The organism is Zoogloea sp., from assembly GCF_041911615.1.
Lineage (GTDB): Bacteria > Pseudomonadota > Gammaproteobacteria > Burkholderiales > Rhodocyclaceae > Zoogloea.
Genome location: NZ_JAYROR010000106.1, coordinates 1 through 23,570, shown reverse-complemented (window position 1 = coordinate 23,570; position 23,570 = coordinate 1). Strand labels below are relative to the sequence as shown.

Genomic DNA, 23,570 nt, shown 5'->3' with positions numbered 1-23,570 from the left:
GTCGTGCCACCTTTACGTTCAAGCCGTTCAACGCACGCCCCCTTCCCTGCGGAGCGCTTCGACGATCTGCCCGAGCCCGGGGCGCACCGCGCCCGGCGGACAGAAGAAATCCTTCGCCAGCACCGCGTGCTGCCGGTTGTAGTTCTTTTCCTCGATCTGCTGCCAGGTGTCGTTGCGCGAGCGCGTCCACTCGCCATCCGGACGGGCAAAGGCGTACAGCTTGCGCTCGGCCGTCTCGCAACGGATCCCCTCGTAACTGACGTTCTGGGCACCGCCCGACGCGCGCACGATCAGCGTGTAACGCACCACGCCATCGTCGCCCAGACTGAGCGACTTTTCGTCGATGAAGAAACGTGCGGTAGCGAAAGGGCTGACGGCCAGCGGAATCAGGTTGGCATCGAGGGGATAGGCGGGGAGCTTGAGCTCGGCTTCCTTCCAGTCGGTCTTGCCGACATCCTCGAACAAGGCGCGAACCTGGGCGAAGGCCGGGGACGCGGCCACGAGCGCCACCACCGCCACCGGCAGGGCACGGGCACACAAACGCATGGGCATGAAAGTCATGAAAGCCTTCGGGGGAGCGAAAGCGCGATTCTACAACTCCCCCGCCGCCCCGGCCAAAACGCGCCGGGGCAAGCGCGCCGCCACACCGCTATTCAATTCGCGATGGCGGCCTCGATTTCGGCAAACGTCCGCGCCACCTCGGCGGTCTGCAGCGGAATCCCCATCTGACGAGCGATCTGCGAGGCCGAGAAGATGCCCCGCACCGCGCGCACGCCGTCCGGGCCGTCCTCGACCACCAGCGCATGCTGACGCCCGCAAGCCTTGAGCGTCGCCACCACATGTCCCACCTCGGCGCGCAGCACGTCGACCAGGGACACCGCGTCCATCTCGTCGGTGGGCACCATGATGTCGCGGGCGGTGAGTTCCTCGTGCCGCATCATGCGCGCCCGCGCCACCTGCGCCGGCTTCTCGCCGAGCAGGTCGTTGGCGGTGACGATGCCCGCGACGCGCTTGTTGGCGTCGGTCACAAACAGCAGGCGGACGCCGCGCAGGATCATGCTGTGGTTGGTTTCGGCCAGCGAGACGTCCTGGTCGATGGTGGCGGCGGGAATCCGTCGCAGGTCGGTCATCACCTCGATGGCCGGCGATGCGAGGGTGACCCGCGCCAGACTCCAGGCGTCGATGACTTCACAGCTGCCGCCGCTGACCCGGAATTGTTTGATCGGCTGATAGTGCAAGCGCTCCATGGTGTCGCCTCCCAAAGTGCCCTACGCGGAAAAACCGGAGCCGCGACGCGACTCCGGACTGAACCGAATGCAGACATTTCAGGATTGAGACAAGCGCCCGACCGCCGAGTTTCGCCGCCGCTCAGGACGGCGAGTGCGGCGCGGCCGGCGCATCGGACGACGGCGCCACCAGCGGCCGATAGCTCTCGGGTATCTCGAAGAGCCGGTCGCGGAACAGCAGGCGCGCCAGCTCAAGCAGCGCGGACTGATACACCCCGCGCTTGAACTCGATCACCGCTTCGAGCGGCACCCAGTAATAACTCCAGCGCCAGGCATCGAACTCCGGGTGATTGCTGGCACGCAGGCAGACGTCGGAATCGCGCCCCACCAATCGCAACAGAAACCAGATCTGCTTCTGCCCGCGATAGGTGTTGCGCCATTCGCGCTTGATCCAATGCTTGGGCACCTCGTAACGCAACCAGCCGCGGGTGCGGCCGATGATGCGGACGTGCTCAGGCTTCAAGCCGACTTCTTCGAAGAGCTCACGGTACATGGCCTGTTCCGGCGATTCGCCGTGCTTGATTCCGCCTTGCGGAAACTGCCAGGAATGTTCTCGTATCCGTTTGCCCCAGAAAACCTCGTTGCGCGCATTCACCAGAATGATGCCGACGTTAGGCCGATAGCCTTCACGATCGAGCATGGTGCAACCTTTGAATTCATGAACTGCCGTGGATTCTTCCACATTTCCCATTTCGGTGAAAGAACCCCGCCCAGCCGCGGCGCGCCAACAAGATCGCGCCCGTCCCGGCGGAAGCGCGATAAAATAGAGAGCTTTGTTTTCAACGGACTTCCCGCCCATGCGCGCCTCCCAGTTCTTCATCTCCACCCTCAAGGAAGCCCCGTCCGACGCCGAAGTCATCAGCCACAAGCTGATGATGCGCGCGGGTCTGATCAAACGCCTTGCCGGCGGCATCTACACCTGGATGCCCCTGGGCCTGCGCGCACTGCGCAAGGTCGAGAACATCGTGCGCGAGGAAATGAACCGGGCGGGCGCCATCGAAGTGCTGATGCCGGCAGTCCAGCCGGCCGAACTGTGGCAGGAATCCGGCCGCTGGGATTTCTACGGCCCCGAACTGCTGCGCTTCAAGGATCGCCACGATCGCGACTTCGTCGTCGGCCCGACCCACGAGGAAGTCATCACCGACGTCGTGCGCAAGGAGCTCAAGAGCTACCGCCAGCTGCCCAAGCACTTCTATCAGGTGCAGATGAAGTTCCGCGACGAGATCCGCCCGCGCTTCGGCGTGATGCGCGGCCGCGAGTTCGTGATGAAGGACGGCTACTCCTTCCACAGCTCCTTCGAAGATCTGCAGCGCGAATACCGCAACATGTACGACACCTACCATCGCATCTTCGGCCGCCTCGGCCTGAAGTTCCGCGCGGTGGCGGCCGACACCGGCTCGATCGGCGGCACCGGCTCCCATGAATTCCACGTCATCGCCGAGACCGGCGAGGACGACATCGCCTACTGCCCGGACTCCGACTACGCCGCCAACGTCGAGCTGGCCGAGGCCGTCGCGCCGGCCACCCCGCGCCCATCCGCCGGCGCAGCGCTCACCAAGGTGCACACCCCGGGCGTCAAGACCATCGACGAACTCGCCGCCTTCCTCAAGGTGCCCGCCACGTCCACGGTCAAGGCCATCGTCGTCGACGGCGACGAGGCGTCCGACGGCAGACCGGTGCTGTTCCTGCTGCGCGGCGACCACGAACTCAACGAGGTCAAGGCCCAGAAGATTGCCGGCGTGAAGAACCCGCTGACCTTCGCCTCCCCCGCCTCCATCCTCGCCGCCTTCGGCGCCAACGCCGGCTCGCTGGGCCCGGTGGGCTTCGCCGGCCGCGTGGTGATGGACCGCAGCGTGGCCGTGATGGCCGATTTCGTCACCGGCGCCAACGAAGACGACCACCACTACACCGGCGTCAACATCGGCCGCGACTTCCCCGAAGCCGAAGTGGCCGACCTGCGCAACGTGGTCGCCGGCGACCCCTCTCCCGACGGCAAGGGCACCCTCGAGATCTGCCGCGGCATTGAAGTCGGCCACATCTTCCAGCTGCGCACCAAGTACTCCGAAGCCCTCGGCTGCAAGTTCCTCAACGAGCAGGGCAAGGAGCAGATCATGGAGATGGGCTGCTACGGCATCGGCGTGTCGCGCATCCTCGGCGCCGCCATCGAGCAGAACAACGACGCCCGCGGCATCATCTGGCCGGACGCCATCGCGCCCTTCCAGGTCGCCATCGTGCCGATGGGCTACGCCAAGTCCGAAGCCGTGCGCAGCGCCGCCGACGCCCTCTACGCCGAGTTGGTCGCGGCCGGCATCGACGCCTTCCTCGACGACCGGGACGAGCGTCCGGGCTCGCTCCTGGCCGACAACGAGCTGATCGGCACCCCGCACCGGGTGGTGATCGGCGATCGCGGCCTCAAGGAAGGCGTGGTCGAATACCAAGGCCGCCGCGACGCCGAAGCCACCAAGCTGGCCGTGGCCGACGTGGCCGCCGCCGTCATCGCCAAGCTGAAGGGCTGAGCATGAGCCGCCTGCGTCACGCCCTCTCCGCCAGCCTCGCGGCCCTGCTGCTGGCCGGCGGCGCGACGTGCGTACAGGCCGGCAACCAGCAATACGAACCCCTGGCCGCCAGCGTGCAGGCTGCCTTGCACGCTGCGGTGGCCGATCAGGCGCCCCTCGACCCGAGCTTCCAGCACAACCCGGAGCGCGCCCGCTGGCTCGCCGAGATGTCCCAGCGCCTCGCGCGCCGCATCCCCGACGAAACCGCCCGCTCCGAACTGCTGCGCGCGGTGCACTACGAGGCCACCCGCGCCGGCCTCGACCCGCAGCTGGTGCTCGGCCTGATCCAGGTCGAGAGCGGCTTCAAGAAGTACGCCCTGTCCTCCGTCGGGGCCCGCGGCTACATGCAGGTCATGCCCTTCTGGGCCCGGCTGATCGGCAACGAGCAGACCAACCTGTTCCACATGCGCACCAATCTGCGCTTCGGTTGCACGATCCTGCGTCACTACCTCGACATCGAAAAGGGCGACCTCTTCCGTGCCCTGGGCCGCTACAACGGCAGCCTCGGCCGCGCCGAATACCCCAACCTGGTGCGCGGCGCGTGGGAACGCAACTGGGCCTACCCGCCCCTGCGACTGGCCTCGAACCCCTGACCCAGCGCCCGGCGCCCCCCGCCGGATGCATCCGCGGGTCGGGACAGGCGGCTCAAGCTGCCTTCTTCATCTGCTTCTGGTACAGGAAGGCCAGGATCGCCGCGCGGCACTCTGCGAACTGCGGGTCGTGGGCCAAGGCCAGACGGTCGCGGGGCTTGGCGAGCGGCACCGCGAGGATCTCGCCGATGGTAGCCGCCGGGCCGTTGGTCATCATCACCACCCGGTCGGACAGCAGCACCGCCTCGTCCACGTCGTGGGTGACGATCACCACGGTGGCGCCCGTCTTCGCCATCACGCCGATGAGCTCGTCCTGCAGCGCGGCGCGGGTCAGCGCATCGAGCGCGCCGAAAGGCTCGTCCATCAGCAGGATCTGCGGCTCCATCGCAAAGGCGCGGGCGATGCCGATGCGCTGCTTCATGCCGCCGGATATCTCGTGGGGCAGCTTCTGGGCGGCGTGGCCCATGTGCACCATCTCCAGCGCGGCCTCGGTGCGGGCCTTGAGCTTTTCCTTGCCTTCCTTGGTGCCGAACACGCGCTCGACGGCGAGATAGACATTCTCGAAGCAGTTGAGCCAGGGCAGCAGCGAATGGTTCTGGAACACCACCGCCCGCTCCGGCCCGGGTCCGGCAATTTCGCGGCCGTTGCACAGCATCACCCCCGAGGTGGGCAGGGCGAGGCCGGCGATGAGGTTGAGCAGGGTGGACTTGCCACAGCCCGAGTGACCGATCAGCGACACGACCTCACCCTTCCCGATCTGCAGTTCGACGTTCTGCAGCGCCACGAAGCGGCCCTTCTTCGTCTCGAAGCTCATGCCGACGTTCTCGACTTTGACGATTGCGTTCATCCGATTTCTCCTCGACACGGAATCAGTGGTTGCCGTAGCTGAAGCGGCGGGCGATCAGCAGCAGGCATTGTTCGAGCAGCAGGCCGACCACGCCGATCACGAAGATGGCGATGATGATGTGCTCGACCTTGAGGTTGTTCCATTCGTCCCACACCCAGAAGCCGATGCCGACGCCGCCGGTGAGCATCTCGGCCGCAACGATGACCAGCCAGGCGGTGCCGATGGACAGGCGGATGCCGGTGAGCATGTAGGGCAGCACCGAGGGAAACAGGATTTTGGTGATGATCTTGAACTCGGAGAGCTTGAGCACCCGCGCCACGTTGAGGTAATCCTGCGGCACGCGCTGCACGCCTTGGGCGGTGTTGAGGATCATCGGCCAGATCGAGCAGATGAAGATCGTCCAGGTGGAGGCCGGATCGGCGGCCTTGAACACCATCAGGCCGATCGGCAGCCAGGCCAGCGGCGACACCGGACGCAGGATGCTGATGAGCGGCGCCAGCATCCTGCTCATGAAGGCGAAACGGCCGATGACGAAACCCAGCGGAATCCCCACCAGCGCGGCGACGCCAAAACCCACGGCGACGCGCTTGAGGGACGATAGGATGTTCCAGCCAATGCCCTGGTCGTTGGGGCCATTGCTGTAGAACGGGTCGGAAAACAGCACCACGGCGGCGTCCCAGGTTTTTGCGGGGCCGGGAAAATCGGCGGATTTCATCGCCACCAGCGCCCACACCCCGATCACCAGCGCAAAGCCGAGAAGCGGCGGGATCACCGCGCGAAGGCAGGCGCCCAGGCGCGCGCCGGGCGACGGGCACGCCTCGGCCGGCGCGTCGGGTGGCGGTGCACAAGTCGTAACTCCGGGCGCGGCGCACGCCCTCGCAAAGGTTGTCTCGTCCCGCCCGGCGGGGGTCGCATCTGCCTCGGGCCGGGTGGCCGCGATTCCGGCGGCAAGCGTCACGGTCGTCATCGAAGTCTCCTTGTCGCGGGCGCGGCACCGGCCGCCCCGTGGGGTCGGTCGGGTGCTCAGGCGTGGATCTTGAAACCGGCGGCGTATTTCTTCGGCTCCTTGCCGTCCCAGAGCACACCGTCGATCAGCTTCGAGCTGCGGAAATCCGACTTCGGCACCGCCACGCCCACCTGCGCGGCGGCATGCTTGTAGAGCTCGGTCTGGTTGATGGCCCTGGCCACCGCCAGGTAATCCACGTCCTGCTTGAGCAGCCCCCAGCGACGGTGCTGGGTGAGGAACCACATCCCGTCGGACAGGTAGGGGTAGTTCACCGCCCCGTCGTTGAAGAACTTCATGTAGTTTTTCTCGGACCAGCTCTTGCCCAGGCCGTTCTCGTACTGGCCGATCATCCGGCTGCGGATCACCTCCACGTCGGTATTCACGTAGCTCTTGGCGGCCACGGTCTCGGCGGTCTTGGCGCGGTTGGCGGCGCTGGCGTCGATCCAGCGGGACGCTTCGAGGATCGCGCAGATCATCGCCCGGGCGGTGTTGGGATACCTGGCGGCAAACTCGGCGGTGGTGCCGAGCACCTTCTCGGGGTGATCGGGCCAGATGTCCTGGGTGGTCACCGCGGTGAAGCCGATCTTGTCGACGATCGCCCGCTGGTTCCACGGCTCGCCCACGCAGTAGCCGTCCATGTTGCCCACGCGCATGTTGGCCACCATCTGCGGCGGCGGCACGACGATGTTCTTGACGTCCCGGAACGGGTCGATGCCGTGGGCGGCCAGCCAGTAGTAGAGCCACATGGCGTGGGTGCCGGTGGGAAAGGTCTGGGCGAAGGTGTAATCCTTCTCCTTCTTCGCGATCACCTTGGCCAGCGACGCGCCGTCCACCGCGCCCTTGTCGCGTAGCGCGTTCGAGAGGGTGATGGCCTGGCCGTTGTTGTTGAGCGTCATCAGCACCGCCATGTCCTTCTTGGGGCCGCCGATACCCAGGTGCAGGCCGTACACCAGGCCGTACAGCACGTGGGCGGCGTGGAGCTCGCCGTTGGCGAGCTTGTCGCGCACACCGGCCCACGAGGCTTCCTTGCTGGGGGTGATCTTGATGCCGTATTTCTTGTCGAAACCCATCACCGCGGCCATCACCACCGACGAGCAGTCGGTCAGCGGGATGAAGCCGATCTTCACTTCTTCCAGTTCCGGCTTGTCGGAGCCCGCAGCCCACACGCCGCCCGCCGGCAGGATCGTTCCCATCGCAGCCATCCCTCCAAGGCCCGCACCGGCCCTCAGAAAGCCGCGGCGGGAAAGACACGTTTCGTCGAATTGCTTGCTCATCGCTCGCCCCTGATCCAGAAGTCCAGTCATCCAAAAAAAGCGGGCGTCGCACCACCCGCGACAACCCTGCGGGAGATGGACGCCCTTGCCCAAGTGAGATCGCCTGATCAAGCCGGGCCGCCGTTGGTCCGACTCACTCCTTGCTTAGCGAAGAGCGTGCCAACGGAAGCATCAAATTGATTTGAAACAAGAAAATCAAAAACCGATTTTTTCTACCCCCTTTTGGGTAGGGCAGAGTGCCTCGCCAGGCGCACTGTTGCAGTGCAACACCCGCACGATTCGCACCACCGCGGATCACACCCCCGCGCCCCCGCCCGGGAAACGGCTGAAACAGGCCGGGTAGACGGCCGCGGGGCGGACACGCCGTCGCGCGCGCCGCCCCGCTTCGATGCCTGCCGTGGCAGGCGACTACCCTTTTCGGCTTATCTCACAGCAGCAGGTTCGCCATGTCGATGACGTCCTGGGCCACGTCGGCCAGCTTGCGCCCGCGCTCCATCGCCAGCTTGCGCAGCGAATGGTAGGCGGCGTCCTCGTCGAGGTTGCGCGCCTTCATCAGCAGCCCCTTGGCCCGGTCGATGGTGATCCGCTCGGAGAGGCGACGGGTGGCGTCGTCCCGTTCGGCACGCAGGTGCTGGAAGGCCTCGAACTGCGCGAGGGCCACCTCGACCAGCGCATCGAGCCGCTCGGGCGTAACGGAATCAACGACATACGAGGACACGCCGGCCTTCACGGCGCGGCGGATCATCGCCGAGTCGGTATCCTGCGAGAACAGCAGCACCGGCCGCGGACAGTCGCGATTCATGATTGCCAGGTGTTCGAGGGTGTCGCGGCTGGGCGAATCGGCCTGGATGAAGATCACGTCGGGCCGGGTGGCGAGCACCTGGTCCGACAGGTCGAGGGCGCTGGACAGCACCGCGGTGACCCGGTGGCCCGCCAGGGCCAGGGCCGCGCAGACGTCGGCGGCGCGCTCGCGGGAAGAATCGACGACCAGGACTTGCAGCATGGCAGCACGGAAGGAGTGGTGTTGCAGCCATTCAAGCAGGAAGCACGCCAGTTTTGGCGATCGCCCACCCCGCCGCGCTATCGGGCGACGCCGGTCGTGCCGTCCAGCCGGCAGTCGAGGATCAGCACCGACACGTCGTCACCCGCCGCCTGGCGACCGAGGTGTCGGGTGAGGGCCTGGCGCAGTCCGCTGACGCGAGCATCGCGCGGCGTGCTCTGCAGCGCCGCTTCCAGCCCGCGCATTCCGAAGGCTTCGCCGCCGGCGCTCTCCGCCTCGGTGAGGCCGTCGGAGCACAGCACGATCTGCGACGCCTCGTTCCAGCCGAACTCGTCGTGGCTGATGCCGGCCTCGGCCGACGGCAGGATGCCGAGCGGCAGCTGGCGCGACACGAAGCGCTGGATCACCCGCCCGCTGTCGTCCACCTGCAGCACGTCGGGCACCCCGCCCACCCAGATCTGGCCCCGGCGGCTGGCATCGTCGAGGCGCACCAGGGCCGCCGCCACGAAACGGCCGCGCGGCAGCAAGCCGCACAGGAGGCCGTTGAGTTCGTTCACCAGCACCGTGAGCGACTGATTGCCCGCCGCGCCCCGGTAGAAGGCGCCGAGGGCCGGCAGCACGCTGACCGCCGCCGCGAGCCCGTGACCGGTGGCGTCGGCCAGCATCGCGTAGAGGGCGCCCTGGGGCGAGCGCGCCACCGACACCACGTCGCCCGAGAAGTTGCGCGCCGGCATCACCGCGTACTGCACGGCACTGTCGCGCAACCAGTCGCTGCGCACCTGGCGCTCCATGATCGCCATCGCGAGCTCCTGCTCGCGCTCCGACTCGTCGTGGTAGCGCTGCAGGCGTGCTGCATCCTCGGCGAGCTGGCGCTGGATGCGGCGCTGCTCGGACACGTCCCGCACCACGCCGATGAACATCCGCCGGTTGGGCAGCGCGATGTCCGAGACGCCCAGTTCGAGGGGAAACTCGCTGCCGTCCTTGCGCACCCCGGGCAGTTCGCGGATCTGTCCGATGAGATGCTTCTCGCCGGTGGCGAGGTAACGGGCCAGGTAATCGTCGTGGCCGTCGCGATAGGGCGGCGGCATCAGCAGGCGCAGGTTCTGGCCGACCATCTCGTTGGCCGAGTAGCCGAAGATCTTGGTGGCCGAGCGATTGACCGAGAGGATGGTGCCGTGCTCGTCGGCGGAGATGATGCCGTCGATGACGCCGTTGGCCACCGCCCGGACCTGCTCCAGCGATCCCGAGAGGCGGCGCTGCATGTCCAGCAGCCGACGCAGCGCCTTGAAGCGGGCGGCGAACACCGGAAACGACAGCGGCTTGGCCAGGTAGTCGTCGGCACCGATCTCGAGGCCATGCACGACGTCGCCCTCGCCCGACAGGGCCGACAGGATGATGATCGGGACCCAATGGTCGTCGGCCATCGCGCGGATCTGCTTGATGGCCTCGAAGCCGTCCATGCGCGGCATCATGAGGTCCATCAGCACGACGTCGGGCGATTCGAGGCGGAACAGTTCGACCGCCTCGACGCCGTCCACGGCGTAGATCGGCGTGCAGTTCAGGTGGGACAGGAAGGCGCCCACGATGGTCCGGTTGGATGCGATGTCGTCGGCGACGAGCACCCGGAGTGCGTTATCGGCCATTAGTGACTCTCTGGCGTGGCCGGACGGCGACCGCAGCCACCCCCCGTGGATTCGATCGGCACCGCGCCCGCGGGCATGGCGGCAACTGGCCGGGCGGCCCGGCGGATCACAGGACATCCTCCGCGTCGCCCGCCTCGCGCAGCGGCACGGTCACCACGACGGTGTTGCCGGGCGGAATGTAGGTCAGGCTCGAAAACGACAGCTGACGCGACAGGGCGATCCCCCGGCCGTTGGGCGCGAAGGCTCGCTCAGGATCGAAGTCGAGGAAGCGGCGCCAGTCGAAACCGGGCCCGTCGTCGCGGATTTCGAAGATCCAGCGCGTCGCATCGCGATGCACCCGCAGGCGCACCGCCTTGTCGCGGTATTCGGGCAGCGCCAGGCGCCGCTGGATTTCGCTCTCCCAGCAATCGGCTTCGCGCAGGCGGCTCTTCTCGGCGAAGTCGATGCCCAGGTTGCCGTGCTCGACGCCGTTCACCAGCAGTTCCGAGAGGCCCATCGCCAACGTCTCGGGCTGCTGGCCGAGCAGTGCGACGAAGGTGGCCAGCCGACGGGCCTCGGCCAGGGTGCGGATCACGAACTCGCCTTCGCGCAGGCAGGCCAGCGCATGGGTGTGGTCGGCCAGGTTGGCGGACAGCTCCTGGCGGGTCCGCATGTCGTCGAGGGCCGAGCGGATGATGGTCTGCAGCGCCTCGCCCTCGAAGGGCTTGGTGAGGTAGTAGAAGGCGCCGGCGGCCAGCCCCTCGCGCACCTGTTCGGGCGACGTGGCGGCGGTCTGCATGATGACCGGGATCGACTGCAGGCGCGGATCGGCCTTCATCTGCTTGAGCAGCATGATGCCGTCCATGCCGGGCATCATGCGGTCGAGCAGGACGAGATCGAAGGCCGAGTCGGGGCGGGTCAGGGCCGCCCAGGCGGCCTCGCCGGATTCGACCATTTCCAGGTCGAAGTCCATCTCGTCCAGGTATTCGGCCACGATGTCGAGATTGAACGGCTCGTCATCGACGACCAAGATTCTTGCCATGCTCATCCGTGTTCTCCCTGCGCCACCGGGGCCGGCAGCTGCAGCGCCGGCGCATCGCCCAATGGCAATTCGACGATAAATTCCGCCCCGCCGGCGGCGTTGTTGCAGGCCATGATGCGGCCGTGGTGGGCCGCGACGATCTCGCGACAGATCGACAGCCCCAGCCCGGTCCCGCCCGCGCCGGTCCGCGTGCGGGAACTCTGGACGAACTTGTCGAAAACCGACTCGAGCTCGCCGGCCGGAATCCCGACACCCTCGTCGGACACGCTCATGCGCAGCGCCGCGGTGCCGTCGGACATCCGGGTGGTGCCGAGGCTCACCCGGATGGCACGGCCGTCCGGGGTGAACTTGACCGCGTTGGACAGCAGGTTTCGCACCACCTGCCCGACGCGCGCGCCGTCGCACGCGCAGGCCGGCATGGGCGCTTCGACCACCAGATCGATGCGTTGGTGCCGAGCCTGCAGCATCAGATCGAACTCGCCGATCACCTCGCGCACCAGTTGCACGAGGCAGGTCGGCACGCGCTGCAGGATCATCTGGCCGGCCTCGAGCTTGGACAGGTCGAGCAGATCGTTCACCAGCAGCAGCATCCGCTCGCCGCTCAGGCGGATGCGGTGATAGTAGCCGCGCAGCTTCTCGTGGCCGGCCGACGTCACCCGCGTCTCGCCCAGCCGGGCGTAGCTGAGAATGCCGTGCATCGGCGTACGGAGCTCGTGGGACATGTTGGCGAGAAAGGCCGACTTGGCGGCGTTGGCGGCTTCGGCCGCCTCCTTGGCGGCGAGCAGATCCTTGGTGCGCTCGGCCACCAGGCTGGCGAGGTTGAGGTTGTGGTCGAGGATCTGCGCTTCCCGCGCCTTGGCATCGTCGATGTCCGAATGGGTGCCGATCATCCGCAGCGCACGACCATCCTCGTCGCGCTGGACGACCAGACCGCGCACCAGAATCCACTTGTAGCGCCCGTCACCGCAGCGCAGCCGGGCCTCGCAGGCGAACATCGGTGCCTCGCCGCGCAGGTGGGCGCGGCGCGCCGCGAGCAGCGCCGGCAAATCGTCCGGATGCACGTAGTCGGTCCAGTCGTCGCCCCGCTCCGCGCGCACGCCCGGGCCGTAGCCGAGCATCGTGTTGCAGCGGTCGGAGCGAAACACCCGCTGCTCGGCGATGCTCCAGTCCCAGACCCCGTCGCCGGCGCCGTCGAGGGCAAACTGCCAGCGCGCCTCGCTCTCGCGCAGGGCCAGCTCGGTGTCCTTCTGCTCGGTGGTATCGCGGATCACCAGCAGCGTGCCGCCGGTGCGCACGGCACGCAGGCGCGCCTCGAAGTGGCGCCGTCGCCCGCCGCGCCGCGAGGTGTATTCAAGGCGTTGGAGTTGGCCGGTGCGCGCCGCCGCCATCGCCGCGTTGCAGAACGACGCGGCCAGCCCCGGCGACAACACCTCGTCGAGGCGCTTGCCGAGAAAGTCCTCCGGCGGCATCGCCAGGTCGACGGCTTCGGCATGGTGGCGGACGACCCGCAGTTCGCCGTCGAGCTGGAACAGCATGTCCGGCATGGCGGCGATCAGCGATTCGTTGGTGGCGTTGGCCTCCTGGATGGCGCGCTGCGCCTGCTTGCGGACGGTGACATCCTCCGCCACCACCCACCGATGCGCGCCGTCGCTGCCGCCCACCGCGGTGGTGGTGACGAGCACCGGCACCCGCTCGCCGTCCTTGCGCAGGAACTCCTTCTCGTAAGCCTCGGCCCGGGTACCCAGACAGGCCTCGACGGCCGCCTTGGCGTCGCGGGTGGCGTACTCCGGTGGGGTGAGCGGCGGCGGCGCACCGTCGCACAGCTCGCGCTCGGTGTAGCCGACGATCCGGCAGAACTCGGCATTGGCTTGCAGGTACTGGCCCTTGCCGTCCAGCAGGGCCATGCCCAGCGAGGCGTTGCGATACAGCGCGTCGAGCCGGGCGTGGGAGTCGAAGACCTCCTGCCGGGCCCGCCGCAGGCCGGTCACGTCGGCTGCCGCGCCGGCGGTCCGCAACGGGCGACCGGCGGCGTCGAACTCGGTCCTGCCGGCCAGGTGGAACCAGCCGACGCTGCCGTCGATGCGCCGGATCGGCACCACGCAGTCGAACCCACCCCGGCCGGCGAGATGGCCGCGCAGGGCCTGCAGCAGTTCGCGCCGGGCCGGCACCGTCAGATGCCGCAGGATGCCGCGGGTAGTGCGCGGCAGCGCCCCTTCGGGGTAGCCGAGCAGGCTGTCGCAGCGGGGAGACAGAAAGAGCCGGCCCCGCCCGACCTGCCACTCCCAGATCCCCTCCTCGGTGGCCGACACGGCCAGCTCGAAGCGCTTCTCGCTCAAACGGTACTCGCGGGTCATCGCCTCGGCGAGCCGCTGGGCGCGCCGCTGCTGACCCGACAGGCTGGCCAGCAGAAAGGCGACCAGCCCGCTGGCCGCCGTGCCGCCCAGCGCGGCGACGGTCGACGGTCTCGGCATCTCGTCGCCCGCCGGCGCCACCAGCGACAGGCGCCAGGTCTGGCCGCCGAACGGCAGATCCCGTACCACCGCGAAATCCGGTCGCGTCTCGGCCACCTCGGCGCCGAACAGCATCAGTGGCTGCGCCCCGGAGACGTCCTCGACCACCACGCCATAGCCCGGCCCCGCCACCGTCGCGACGCTGTCGAACAGGTGCGCCACGTCGAGCCCGAGGGCGATCAGCCCTTCGTCGCCCCCCTCCGGGTTGTAATCGTCCACCGACCGGGCGACCCGATAGACCAGCACGGCCGCGCCGCGCTGGGTCGCCCCGAGGGCCTGCATGGCGATCGGCGCGGTCATCGCGGTGCCGCCCGACAGCAGGGCCGCGTTGATCGCGCGGCGTCGCACGGGTTCGGCGTAGCCGTCGTAACCGATGGCGCCGGAGATCTGGGCGGCCTGGGGCCACAGGTACACCACCGGAAACGCAAAGGCCGCCCGTTCCGGGTCGGGCGCCGGCAGAATCCGCACGTCGCGTTCGTAGGAGGCCGACAGGATCGCCTCGATGGCCGACGCCCGCGCCACCTCGACGCGCCGGGCGAAGCCGATCGCCACCACTTCGGGCAGCGCCTCGGTGGGCTTCAAGCCGGCAACGTAAACTTCGAATTCGCGTTTCTCGACGATGTTCTGCGCCGAGAACAGGCCCGCCACCCCGCGCAGGATGAAATCGATCTTGCCGAAGCGCTCGGCAAGCTGGTGCTGCAGCCGGTCGGCCGCCGCCTCGCCACGGGCCTGCTCGAGTTCGCGCTCATGGTTGCGCAATTGCGCCCAGGCCACGGCCGTGAGCAGCACGCCCAGCGCGAAGGCGATGAAAAACCAGCGTCCCTGGACGTCCGGAAAATCGCCGCGGACGCGCAGGGCCCGACGATTTTTCAGGAGGAGGACGGAACTCGGGCTCATTGGGGCCAGTGAACGGCCCCGCGCCACAAAGCTTGAGGTGTCGCGTTACGCCGGCAGCCCCGGCCACGTTCAGCGACAGCCGGCGTCGTCCCGCACGCCGGCACGGCGCAGGATCGTCTCCAGCGGACAGAAGCGGGTGAAGCCGCTCTGGAACAGGTTCGCCCCCACGAAAGCGGTGAACCACAGCCATTTTTCGCTCACGAACAGCGGGCTGCCCTCGACCCCGAGCGCCAGCGACACCAGCACGAAGGCGCCGGCGAAGATGCGGACGAATTGGTTGACGGTAAGGCTCATGGGGTTTCTCCTGCGGTTGCGGGCCGCCGCTTGTGGGTGGCCGCGTAATACAGGACGGGGATGACAACCAGGGTCAGCAGGGTAGACACCAGCACGCCGAACACCAGGCTGATCGCCAGTCCGTTGAAGATCGGGTCGTCGAGGATGAACAGCGCACCGATCATCGCCGCGAGCCCGGTGAGGCCGATGGGCTTGGCGCGCACCGCGGCGGCGTGGATCGTCGCCTCGGCCAGCGCGGTGCCCGCCGCCACCTGCTGGTCGATGAAATCCACCAGCAGGATCGAATTGCGAACGATGATGCCCGCCAGCGCGATCATCCCGATCATGCTGGTGGCGGTGAACTGGCTGCCCAGCAGCGCGTGGCCCGGCATCACCCCGATGAGGGTGAGCGGGATCGGCGCCATGATGATGAGCGGCACCAGATAACTGCGGAACTGCGCCACCACCAGCACGTAAATCAGCACCAGCCCCACCGCGTAGGCGGCGCCCATGTCGCGGAAGGTCTCGTAGGTGATCTGCCATTCGCCGTCCCACTTGATGGCGTAGGCGGCATAGGGGTCGTCGGGCGGATGGATGAACCATTCGTCGAGCACACCGGCCAGGCCTTCGCCCACCAGCGGCAGGTCCTTGACCTTGCCGCGGATGTCGAACATGCCGTACAGCGGCGAATCGAGCTTGCCCCCCATGTCGCCGGTCACGTACACCACCGGCAGCAGATCCTTGTGGTAGATCACCTGCTCGCGGCGGGTGGACTGCACCTCGACCAGCTCCGACACCGGCACCAGCGCCCCGCCGGCCTCGGCCAGACGCGCCCGGACCTTCATGCGGAGGATCTGATCGACCGTCGCCAGGCGCTCGGGCGGCAGGGTGAGGCGCACCGGAATCTCGTACTTGTTGTCGCCGCCGTGCACCGGCGTCACGTTCTCGCCACCGAGGCCGAGGCGCACCACCTCGACGATGTCGGCCTGGGCGACGCCGAGGCGCGCGGCCTTGGCCTGGTTGACCCGCAGCACCAGCTTGGGCGCCGCCTCGTCCACGGTGTCGTCCACGCCGACGATGTCCGGCGTGGCCTCGAAGACCTTGCGCAGCTGCCCCGCGACCGCCACCTGGCCCGCGTAATCCGGCCCGTACACCTCGGCGACGATCGGCGACAACACCGGCGGCCCCGGCGGCACCTCAACGACCTTGGCGTTGCCGCCGTGGCGGGCGGCGATGGCCGCCACCGCGTCGCGCACCGAGACCGCGATCTCGTGGCTCTTGCGGCTGCGGTGGTGCTTGTCCACCAGGTTGACCTGGATGTCACCCATCTCGGGCAAGGCGCGCAGGTAATACTGGCGCACCAGACCGTTGAAGTTGATCGGCGCGGCGGTACCGGCGTAGGTCTGGAAATCGGTCACCTCGGGCACCTGGGCCAGGGTGTCGCCGATCTCGCGCAGCACCTCGGCGGTGGTTTCGACCGGCGTGCCCACCGGCATGTCGAGCACCACCTGAAACTCGCTCTTGTTGTCGAAGGGCAGCATCTTGAGCACCACCAGCTGCACCACCGCCAGCGACACCGACAGCGCAATCGCCAGCAGCACGCCGAACCACAGCTTCATCCGCGCCCGTCCACCCGACACCGGGTCGAGCAGCGGCGTCATGACGCGGCGGAACAGGGCCTCGAGACGCCCGGTCAGCTTGTCCGGCGCCTTCCCCTCGGCACCGCCGCCGTGGGGCGCGCCCTTCATCAGCTTGCCCGCCAGCCACGGGGTCACCACGAAAGCCACCGCCAGCGAGATGAACATGCCCATCGACGAATTGATCGGGATCGGGCTCATGTACGGCCCCATCAGGCCGGAGACGAAGGCCATCGGCAACAGCGCCGCAATCACCGTGAAGGTGGCCAGGATGGTCGGCCCGCCCACCTCGTCCACGGCCTTGGGAATCAGCTGCCACAGCGGCTTGTCCGGCTCCAGGGTGTGCCAGCGGTGGATGTTCTCGACCACCACGATGGCGTCGTCCACCAGAATGCCGATCGAGAAGATCAGCGCGAACAGCGACACCCGGTTGAGGGTGAAGCCCCACGCCCACGAGGCGAACAACGTCGCCGCCAGGGTCAGCGTCACCGCCGCACCTACGATCACCGCCTCGCGCTTGCCCAGCGCGAAGAACACCAGCAGCACCACCGCCGAGGTGGCGAACACCAGCTTGCCGATCAGCTTGTCGGCCTTCTCGGTGGCCGTCTGGCCGTAGTTGCGGGTCACCGTCACCTCGACGCCGTCGGGCACCACGCTGCCCTTGAGCTGGGCGATACGGCGGATCACGCCGTCGGCCACGTCGGCGGCGTTCTCGCCGGGCTTCTTGGAGATCGACAGGGTGACTGCCGGGAAGCGCCCTTCGGGCGTATATCCGGCGGGGTTGCCCACATCGAAGCGCCCGCTCCAGCCCTTGCCCACGCCGTGCCACACGTAGCGCGAGGGCTGGTCCGGCCCATCCACCACAGTGGCCACGTCGGCCATCGTCACGGGCTTGCCGCCCGAAACGCCCACCACCAGCCGGCGCACGTCGTCGGCGCGCTCGATGTAGGTGCCGGTCTGCACCAGCACCTCCTGGTTGCGATCGATGAGCGTGCCACTGGGCTGCGAAGCGTTGGCGAGCAGCAAGGCGCCCTTGAGATCCTGCGGAGTCAGACCGTAGGCGTTCATCCGGTCGGCGTCCATGAGCACCCGCAGCACATGCCCCGGCCCGCCGATGGTGCTCACGTCGCGGGTCCCCTTCACCCGCTTGAGCTCCACCTCCGCCGCGCGGCCCACCTGCTGCAGCTCGAAGGCCGAACGGGCCGGATCGCCGGTCCACAACGTGAGCGCCACGATCGGCACGTCGTCGATGCCCTTCGGCTTGATGACCGGCTCCATCACGCCCAGCTCCGGCGAGATCCAGTCCCGATGGCTGTGGATGGTGTCGTACAGACGCACGATGGCGTCCTGGTTCTTGACGCCCACCTTGAACTGCACGGTGACGATCGCCATGCCCGGCCGCGACACCGAATACACGTGGTCCATCCCGGCGATGCGCGAGAGCACCTGCTCGGCCGGCCGCGCCACCAGCGCCTCCACATCCTTGGCCGAGGCGCCGGGAAAGGCGACCATCACATCGGCCATCGTCACGTCGATCTGCGGCTCTTCTTCCTTCGGGGTGATGACGGCGGCGAACACCCCCAGCAGCATCAGCACCAGAGCCAGCAGGGGCGTCAGCGCGTTGCGCTGGAACAAGGCCGCCGTGCGGCCGGCGATACCCATCGGAGCGGCGTTGTCCATGGCTCAGCGCGCCTGACGGAGGAGCCCGGCGCGTACCGGGTCGAGCGCCACCCGCTCGCCGCCCGCCAGCCCCGCCAGCACCTCCACGCTGCCGTCGGCGAGCGGGCTGCCGATGCGCAGCTGGCGCAGGCTAAAGCCGCCTTGGTCGTCGGCCACATAGACGCCGGTCAGCTCGCCCCGGCGCAGGATCGCGCCCGCCGGCACGGCCAGGCGCGGCGCCTCGCCAACCACGAAATGCACCCGCGCCGCCATGCCCGGCACCACGCCGGGCGCGTCGTCGGGCAGGCTCACCCGCACCCGCGCGGTGTGGGTGCGCGGATCGGCCGACGGCAGCACGACCACCGCCGCGGCGTCGAGCCAGCGGCCACTTTCAGGGAATTCCACCTTCGCCTTCAGGCCGGCCTTGCCCAGCTCGGCCAGCTTCGACTGGGGCACGTCGGCCACCGCGCGCAGGCCACCCGGCGCGTAGAGGGCGTATAGCGGGCGGCCGGGCTGGGCCATTTCGCCGGCCTCGGTGAGACGCTGGGCGACGATCCCGTCCATCGGCGCGGTCACGGTGGCGAACCCGCGCGCCGCGTCCGCCTGGGCGCGCCCGGCTTCCGCGGCCTTGTGCTGGGCGGCGGCGGCATCGAAGGCAGCCTGGGCCTGGTCGACCGCCGCGGCGCTGAGGAAATTGCGGGCCCGCAGACTGCGCGCCCGCTCCAGGCTGGCGCGCGCCTCGACCAACCGCGCCTGGGCCGCCGCCACACCGGCGGTGGTGCCGGCCACGGCCTGATCGGCCTCGCGGGTATCGATGCGCATCAGCACGTCGCCCCGACGCACCCGGGCGCCGGCATCCACCCGCGCCTCGAGCACCCGCCCCTGCACCTGGGCGGCCACCGTGGCCTGACGGATCGCTTCGATCGTGGCTTCGCTGGCGTATGTTTGGGCACGTGCCTGGGGCGCGATGCGGACGGTGGGAATGGCGGCGCCCGGCGCGTCGGCGGTCGGGGCGGCAAGCGACGCGCCGGCCAGTCCCGCCAGCAGGCAGGATGACAGGGCGGCGCGTGAAAGGGCGTGTCGGGCGTATCGGAACATAATATAAGAATACACTTATATTATGTTCCGTCAAGCTGACGGGCCGGCGCCCGTCAGGGGGCTCCGCGCGGACTCAGGCGGCCAGGTCGAGCGCGGCGAAACGTCGCACCACGCCCTCCACGCAGCGCCCCCCATCGAGGAAAACCAGCTCCGGAAAGGCCAGGATGCGGGCAATCGCGATGCCGCGCCCGTGGGGCTCCACCGAGCGGTTCGGGTTGAGCTGCAGGTAGGGCTGCGGATCGAAGCCGCTGCCCTGGTCGCGGATCAGGAAACGCACCTCCCGCGGCCGGCATTCGACCCGCAGGTAGGCAAAACGGTCGAGGTGCTCGGGCAGATCGAGCAGGCGCTCGACCTCGTTGCGCCAGGCGCCACAACTCATCAACTCACCCTTGCGCACGAATCCCAGGCCCAGGTTGCCGTGTTCGACGGCGTTGAGCATCAGTTCGGAGAGCGCGATCTGCACCATCTCCGCCTCGGGGCACAGCCCCGCCACGAGCTGCGACAGCCCGGTCACGTCCTCGAGGGTGCGAAACGGAAAATGTCCGCCCGCCGGCGCATTGACCGTGCCGCCGGGCAGCGCCAGCGCCGCCAGCAGTGCCCGCGGCTCGCAGGGTTTGACGAGAAAACCCGACACGCCGGCATACAGCCCGGTCTCCACCGCCAGCAGATCCTCGGCCTCGAGCAGCATCGTGACCGGCAGGCCGGCGTCCTTGAACGGTTTGAGCAGCTCGAGCACGCCGCCGTCGGAACCCGCATCGACGACCACCCGCTGCGCTTCGGTCCGACCGGCCGCCAGACGGGCGCCGGCCTCGGCGGTGCCGAGGCGTTCACAGTCATAACCGGCCGGCGCGAGCCAAGCCTCGAGCTGCTCCGCCAACTGGGAATCGTTCCCCACCAGCCAGATGCGACAAGCCATCTAAACCCCGACCTCCCCTATCCACTAACCCGGCGCGGGGCGTCCGCCCCCCGCCGCATAAACCGCCATCGCCGCCACGACACCGGCGTCCTCGCCGACGGCCGTCGCCAGGTCGATCTGGCATCCCGGATGCCGCGCCCGAGCCGCGTCGAGCAGCGCCGGCACGTCGCGCTGCAGGTGCCCGCTCTGGGCCAGGAACAGCGGCACGATGCGCAGCGTCGTGGCGCCGGCCGCCGCCGCGGCGTCGACAGCCTCGACCAGGCTCGGGCTCATCAGCTCGAGAAAGGCGAGGCTCACCGACGCCTCCGGACGCAGTTTCTGCACCTCGGCGACCACCCGCCGGGCCGGCAGCGCCCAGTTCGGATCGCGCGCGCCGTGGGCAAACAGAACGATTGCTTCGTGCTTCATTCAGAGCTCCCTGCCGCTTCGCATAATCGCGTCATGCGAGGCGAATTTTCGACCTTTCAGCACCTGCAAAACCCACGAGGGCGACATCGCCCTTGCAGCCACTAGATCAGTCTTTACAAGATGTTAAACCGTGAAAAGCCGGATTCATGCTCAAATTCACGCCCGCTCCCGACTTCCTGCAGCCATGTGTGACATAGTCCCTCCGAAAAAGCACTTCATCACTAAAGTTATAGGAATCGCCGTTTTCGCGGCACTCCATTCACCCGCTGCCCACGCCCATTTTGCGCCCGAAGCGGTTCCCGGCGGCGTCGCCGAGATCCGCGTCGCCAATGCCGAAGCGCCACGCCCCCAGGTCCGCTTCGACGGACGCCCGGTGCTGCTGCAGCAACGTCGCAACGGCTGGTTCGCGCTGGTCGGCCTACCCCTCGACACGCCGGTCGGCGATCGCCAGATCGACGTCGGCCCCGACGGCGACAGCCGGCCGCTGCCTTTCGCGGTCGGCCCCAAGGCCTACCCGGTGCAGAAGCTTACGATCAAGAACCCCAAAATGGTCACCCCCGATCCGGCCGACCTCGCGCGCATCGACGCCGAGCGCGCCCGCCAGATCGACATCCGCAGCCGCTTCCGCGACGTGCCGGTGGCCCGCGCCGACCTCGACCTGCCCGCCGAGGGGCGCCTGTCGAGCCGCTTCGGGCTGCGCCGCGTCTTCAACGGCGAGCCCCGCGCGCCCCACACCGGGCTCGACGTGGCGGTCCCCGCCGGCACCCCGATCCGTGCCCCCGCCGATGGCGTGGTGACCCTGGTGGACGACCTCTACTTCAACGGCAAGACGGTGTTCGTGGATCACGGGCAGGGCTTCGTCAGCATGGTCTGCCACCTCAGTGACGCGGGCGTGTCGCCCGGCCAGGCGGTGCGCCGCGGCGAGGTGATCGCCCGCTCCGGCAGCAGCGGCCGCGCCACCGGACCGCACCTGCACTGGAGCGTCTATCTCAACGGCGCGGCGGTCGATCCGGCCCTGTTCATCGCCCCGCCGCCAGCGCGTTGAGCACCCGCGCCGCGGCAAACATCCCCACGCAGGCCGTCACCGTGACGATCGAGCCGAAGCCGGCACAATTGAGACCGGCCGGCCCGCCGGCGGGCAACTCGCAGGCCGTCTCAGAGGTCGGGTAGCGCAGCGGCTCGGTCGAGAACACCGCCTCGACGCCGAACCTCTTCTTCGCGTCGCGGGTGAAACCGTGGGCCTTGCGCAGCTGCCCGCGCACCTTGGCGAGCAGCGGGTCCTGAATCGTGCGCGACAGATCGTCCACGCGGATCTGCGTCGGGTCGATCTGCCCGCCGGCCGCGCCGCAGGTCACCACCGGCACGCCGGCCTGGCGGCAGAAGGCGATCATCGCCACCTTCACGCGCACCGCGTCGACGGCATCGATCACGTAGTCGAAACCGCCGCCGAGCAGCGCCGCGCAGTTATCGACGGTCACGAAATCGTCCACCTCCGCCACCGCGCAGGCCGGCGCGTAGCCGGCGATCCGTTCGCGCATCGCCGCCACCTTGGCCTGGCCGAGGGTCGCATCGCCGGCGTGGATCTGCCGGTTGATGTTCGACTCGGCCACGTGATCCAGGTCGATCAGGGTCAGCCGCCCGACGCCGCTGCGGGCCAGCGCCTCCACCGCCCACGAACCCACCCCGCCGATCCCCACCACGCAGACATGGGCGGCGCCCAGGCGGGCCCGGCCGGCCTCGCCGTACAGTCGGGCCAGGCCGCCGAAACGGCGGGCATCGTCGGGAGCAGCGGCAGCGAACATTTCCATGGGGGCAGGACAGGGCAACGGAACAAGCGCGCAAATATACCCGAGCGGGCGATAATCCCGCCCGACGCTCCCAACCCGCGCCCCGCCATGCCCCGCTACCGCCACATCCTGTTCGACCTCGACGGCACCCTCATCGACTCCGCCCCGGCCATCCTCGCCAGCTTCCGCGACGCCTTTGCGCGCAGCGGCATCGCCCCGGTACGGGCCGTGGACGAGAGCATCATCGGCCCGCCGCTCACCGAAACCCTGCAACTGCTCGCCGGCACCACCGACCCCGCCACCATCGCGCGCCTCGCCGACGGTTTCAAGGCCAGCTACGACAGCGAAGGCTACAAGGCCACAGCGGCCTACGCGGGCGTCGGCGACATGCTCGCCGGGCTCAAGAACGCCGGCCTGCGCCTCGCTATCGCCACCAACAAGCGCATCCACCCCACCCGGCTGATCCTCGACCACCTGGGCTGGCTCGGGCACTTCGAGCAGATCTACGCGCTCGACCTGTTCACCCCGCGCCTGCCCGACAAGGCCGCGATGATCAAACGCCTGCTGGCTGACCACGACATCCCCCGTGACAGCGCCATCTACATCGGCGACCGCGCCGAGGACGGCGAATCGGCCGACGCCAACGGCCTGCCCTTCATCGCCGCCACCTGGGGCTACGGCAGCATCGCCGCCGCCGAGATGCCCGCCCACTGGCACGCGGCGACGACTCCCGCGGCGATGCTGACGCAGCTCACCGGACGCTGAAAATCACATGGCATTCGCCACCCGTTTTCACTAGAATCGCGCGGTTTGCATTTTTTAACACCCGGCGCATCCCGCCGACCGGGTTGCCGCGCATGAAAACCGTCCGCTACACCTCCCCGTCCGGGGCGTCCGTCGGCGCCCTCGTCCTCGCCGGCCTGCTCCTCGGCCTCGCCGCCTGCCCGCCCGCCGACGCCCGCGGACGCTTCGGCGGCGGGCGCAGCAGCGGCCTGACCCGCACCCTCAGCGTCCCCGAGAGCCACGTCCCCCACGCCAGCGCCGGGGCGCTGCCCCGAGCCGTCGACAGCCACGCCTACGCGGCGCCGGTCACCCCGTCCGCCACCTTCACCGCCGCCCGCGAAGTGGCCATGAGCGCCGCGATGCTGGCCCGGCGCGCCGAG

General features: G+C 68.6%; 21 protein-coding genes. 5 read left to right on the top strand and 16 right to left on the bottom strand.

Annotated elements, in window-relative coordinates; translation table 11 throughout:
- Nucleotides 1-27 precede the first annotated feature (27 nt).
- From ACE3P2_RS13690 to ACE3P2_RS13680, 3 genes are all read right to left on the bottom strand, one after another.
- The gene (locus ACE3P2_RS13690) at nt 28-561 is read right to left on the bottom strand and encodes a CNP1-like family protein (RefSeq protein WP_374265366.1); all 534 of its coding nucleotides are present in this window, start codon (nt 559-561) and stop codon (nt 28-30) included.
- Between the two features lie 92 nt (nt 562-653).
- On the bottom strand, nt 654-1,247 hold the full coding sequence (locus ACE3P2_RS13685) for a CBS domain-containing protein (RefSeq protein WP_374265364.1): 594 nt from the start codon (nt 1,245-1,247) through the stop codon (nt 654-656).
- Between the two features lie 121 nt (nt 1,248-1,368).
- On the bottom strand, nt 1,369-1,926 hold the full coding sequence (locus ACE3P2_RS13680; protein WP_374265381.1) for an RNA pyrophosphohydrolase: 558 nt from the start codon (nt 1,924-1,926) through the stop codon (nt 1,369-1,371).
- A 157-nt stretch (nt 1,927-2,083) separates the two neighbouring features.
- Between ACE3P2_RS13680 and ACE3P2_RS13675 the strand changes: the two genes are divergently transcribed.
- Nucleotides 2,084-3,802 (top strand): proline--tRNA ligase, encoded by a 1,719-nt coding sequence (locus ACE3P2_RS13675; protein WP_374265362.1) that lies wholly within the window; start codon nt 2,084-2,086, stop codon nt 3,800-3,802.
- A 2-nt stretch (nt 3,803-3,804) separates the two neighbouring features.
- Nucleotides 3,805-4,434, top strand: a complete 630-nt coding sequence (locus ACE3P2_RS13670; protein ID WP_374265360.1) for a lytic transglycosylase domain-containing protein — start codon at nt 3,805-3,807, stop codon at nt 4,432-4,434.
- A 52-nt stretch (nt 4,435-4,486) separates the two neighbouring features.
- Here the strand turns inward: ACE3P2_RS13670 and ACE3P2_RS13665 are convergent, their stop codons facing one another.
- The 12 genes from ACE3P2_RS13665 to ACE3P2_RS13610 form a co-directional block, all read right to left on the bottom strand.
- The gene (locus tag ACE3P2_RS13665) at nt 4,487-5,278 is read right to left on the bottom strand and encodes an ABC transporter ATP-binding protein (RefSeq protein ID WP_374265358.1); all 792 of its coding nucleotides are present in this window, start codon (nt 5,276-5,278) and stop codon (nt 4,487-4,489) included.
- Nucleotides 5,279-5,300: 22 nt separating this feature from the next.
- The gene (gene ntrB, locus ACE3P2_RS13660) at nt 5,301-6,050 is read right to left on the bottom strand and encodes a nitrate ABC transporter permease (RefSeq protein ID WP_374265356.1); all 750 of its coding nucleotides are present in this window, start codon (nt 6,048-6,050) and stop codon (nt 5,301-5,303) included.
- A 251-nt stretch (nt 6,051-6,301) separates the two neighbouring features.
- Nucleotides 6,302-7,486, bottom strand: a complete 1,185-nt coding sequence (locus ACE3P2_RS13655) for a CmpA/NrtA family ABC transporter substrate-binding protein (RefSeq protein ID WP_374265354.1) — start codon at nt 7,484-7,486, stop codon at nt 6,302-6,304.
- Between the two features lie 499 nt (nt 7,487-7,985).
- On the bottom strand, nt 7,986-8,561 hold the full coding sequence (locus tag ACE3P2_RS13650) for an ANTAR domain-containing response regulator (RefSeq protein ID WP_374265352.1): 576 nt from the start codon (nt 8,559-8,561) through the stop codon (nt 7,986-7,988).
- Nucleotides 8,562-8,638: 77 nt separating this feature from the next.
- Nucleotides 8,639-10,201: a SpoIIE family protein phosphatase gene (locus tag ACE3P2_RS13645; RefSeq protein ID WP_374265350.1), complete on the bottom strand. Its 1,563-nt coding sequence runs from the start codon at nt 10,199-10,201 to the stop codon at nt 8,639-8,641.
- 106 nt (nt 10,202-10,307) lie between these two features.
- Nucleotides 10,308-11,222 carry a response regulator gene (locus ACE3P2_RS13640; protein WP_374265348.1) on the bottom strand — a complete coding sequence of 305 codons (915 nt, stop codon included), beginning with the start codon at nt 11,220-11,222 and terminating at the stop codon, nt 10,308-10,310.
- Between the two features lie 2 nt (nt 11,223-11,224).
- Entirely contained in the window at nt 11,225-14,629 is a 3,405-nt protein-coding gene (locus ACE3P2_RS13635; protein ID WP_374265347.1) for a PAS domain-containing protein, read from the bottom strand.
- A gap of 69 nt (nt 14,630-14,698) precedes the next feature.
- Nucleotides 14,699-14,923 carry a DUF2892 domain-containing protein gene (locus ACE3P2_RS13630; RefSeq protein WP_374265346.1) on the bottom strand — a complete coding sequence of 75 codons (225 nt, stop codon included), beginning with the start codon at nt 14,921-14,923 and terminating at the stop codon, nt 14,699-14,701.
- A complete protein-coding gene (locus tag ACE3P2_RS13625) occupies nt 14,920-18,219 on the bottom strand; it encodes an efflux RND transporter permease subunit (protein ID WP_374265344.1) in 3,300 nt (1,099 codons plus the stop codon). Before ACE3P2_RS13625 ends, ACE3P2_RS13630 begins: the two co-directional genes overlap by 4 nt.
- A 3-nt stretch (nt 18,220-18,222) precedes the next feature.
- Complete coding sequence (locus ACE3P2_RS13620) at nt 18,223-19,311, bottom strand: efflux RND transporter periplasmic adaptor subunit (RefSeq protein WP_374265342.1); 1,089 nt, start codon at nt 19,309-19,311, stop codon at nt 18,223-18,225.
- A gap of 58 nt (nt 19,312-19,369) precedes the next feature.
- Nucleotides 19,370-20,212, bottom strand: a complete 843-nt coding sequence (locus ACE3P2_RS13615) for an ATP-binding protein (RefSeq protein WP_374265340.1) — start codon at nt 20,210-20,212, stop codon at nt 19,370-19,372.
- Nucleotides 20,213-20,236: 24 nt separating this feature from the next.
- Nucleotides 20,237-20,620, bottom strand: coding sequence for a sirohydrochlorin chelatase (locus ACE3P2_RS13610; RefSeq protein WP_374265338.1), 384 nt, complete (start codon nt 20,618-20,620; stop codon nt 20,237-20,239).
- 184 nt (nt 20,621-20,804) lie between these two features.
- Here ACE3P2_RS13610 and ACE3P2_RS13605 point away from each other — a divergent pair, with 184 nt between their 5' ends.
- Complete coding sequence (locus ACE3P2_RS13605; protein WP_374265336.1) at nt 20,805-21,665, top strand: peptidoglycan DD-metalloendopeptidase family protein; 861 nt, start codon at nt 20,805-20,807, stop codon at nt 21,663-21,665.
- On the opposite strand, the gene ACE3P2_RS13600 is transcribed toward ACE3P2_RS13605, so the two are convergent.
- Nucleotides 21,640-22,428, bottom strand: coding sequence for a ThiF family adenylyltransferase (locus ACE3P2_RS13600; RefSeq protein ID WP_374265334.1), 789 nt, complete (start codon nt 22,426-22,428; stop codon nt 21,640-21,642). The genes ACE3P2_RS13605 and ACE3P2_RS13600 overlap by 26 nt on opposite strands.
- 87 nt (nt 22,429-22,515) lie before the next feature.
- On the opposite strand from ACE3P2_RS13600, the gene ACE3P2_RS13595 reads away from it, so the two are divergent.
- Together ACE3P2_RS13595 and ACE3P2_RS13590 are read left to right on the top strand one after the other, a co-directional pair.
- The gene (locus tag ACE3P2_RS13595) at nt 22,516-23,172 is read left to right on the top strand and encodes an HAD family hydrolase (protein ID WP_374265332.1); all 657 of its coding nucleotides are present in this window, start codon (nt 22,516-22,518) and stop codon (nt 23,170-23,172) included.
- Nucleotides 23,173-23,264: 92 nt separating this feature from the next.
- A partial coding sequence (locus ACE3P2_RS13590; RefSeq protein WP_374265330.1) for a hypothetical protein occupies nt 23,265-23,570 on the top strand: 306 nt, incomplete at its 3' end.

What these genes read in the sequence shown, in the direction of transcription:
- ACE3P2_RS13665 (WP_374265358.1), bottom strand. Translation starts at nt 5,278, where the DNA reads ATGAACGCAATCGTCAAAGTCGAGAACGTCGGCATGAGCTTCGAGACG.
- ACE3P2_RS13675 (WP_374265362.1), top strand. Translation starts at nt 2,084, where the DNA reads ATGCGCGCCTCCCAGTTCTTCATCTCCACCCTCAAGGAAGCCCCGTCC.
- ACE3P2_RS13685 (WP_374265364.1), bottom strand. Translation starts at nt 1,247, where the DNA reads ATGGAGCGCTTGCACTATCAGCCGATCAAACAATTCCGGGTCAGCGGC.
- ACE3P2_RS13595 (WP_374265332.1), top strand. Translation starts at nt 22,516, where the DNA reads ATGCCCCGCTACCGCCACATCCTGTTCGACCTCGACGGCACCCTCATC.
- ACE3P2_RS13650 (WP_374265352.1), bottom strand. Translation starts at nt 8,561, where the DNA reads ATGCTGCAAGTCCTGGTCGTCGATTCTTCCCGCGAGCGCGCCGCCGAC.
- ACE3P2_RS13610 (WP_374265338.1), bottom strand. Translation starts at nt 20,620, where the DNA reads ATGAAGCACGAAGCAATCGTTCTGTTTGCCCACGGCGCGCGCGATCCG.
- ACE3P2_RS13630 (WP_374265346.1), bottom strand. Translation starts at nt 14,923, where the DNA reads ATGAGCCTTACCGTCAACCAATTCGTCCGCATCTTCGCCGGCGCCTTC.
- ACE3P2_RS13680 (WP_374265381.1), bottom strand. Translation starts at nt 1,926, where the DNA reads ATGCTCGATCGTGAAGGCTATCGGCCTAACGTCGGCATCATTCTGGTG.
- ACE3P2_RS13605 (WP_374265336.1), top strand. Translation starts at nt 20,805, where the DNA reads ATGTGTGACATAGTCCCTCCGAAAAAGCACTTCATCACTAAAGTTATA.
- ACE3P2_RS13625 (WP_374265344.1), bottom strand. Translation starts at nt 18,219, where the DNA reads ATGGACAACGCCGCTCCGATGGGTATCGCCGGCCGCACGGCGGCCTTG.
- ACE3P2_RS13640 (WP_374265348.1), bottom strand. Translation starts at nt 11,222, where the DNA reads ATGGCAAGAATCTTGGTCGTCGATGACGAGCCGTTCAATCTCGACATC.
- ACE3P2_RS13615 (WP_374265340.1), bottom strand. Translation starts at nt 20,212, where the DNA reads ATGGCTTGTCGCATCTGGCTGGTGGGGAACGATTCCCAGTTGGCGGAG.
- ACE3P2_RS13635 (WP_374265347.1), bottom strand. Translation starts at nt 14,629, where the DNA reads ATGAGCCCGAGTTCCGTCCTCCTCCTGAAAAATCGTCGGGCCCTGCGC.
- ACE3P2_RS13670 (WP_374265360.1), top strand. Translation starts at nt 3,805, where the DNA reads ATGAGCCGCCTGCGTCACGCCCTCTCCGCCAGCCTCGCGGCCCTGCTG.
- ACE3P2_RS13655 (WP_374265354.1), bottom strand. Translation starts at nt 7,486, where the DNA reads ATGGCTGCGATGGGAACGATCCTGCCGGCGGGCGGCGTGTGGGCTGCG.
- ACE3P2_RS13690 (WP_374265366.1), bottom strand. Translation starts at nt 561, where the DNA reads ATGACTTTCATGCCCATGCGTTTGTGTGCCCGTGCCCTGCCGGTGGCG.
- ACE3P2_RS13645 (WP_374265350.1), bottom strand. Translation starts at nt 10,201, where the DNA reads ATGGCCGATAACGCACTCCGGGTGCTCGTCGCCGACGACATCGCATCC.
- ACE3P2_RS13600 (WP_374265334.1), bottom strand. Translation starts at nt 22,428, where the DNA reads ATGGAAATGTTCGCTGCCGCTGCTCCCGACGATGCCCGCCGTTTCGGC.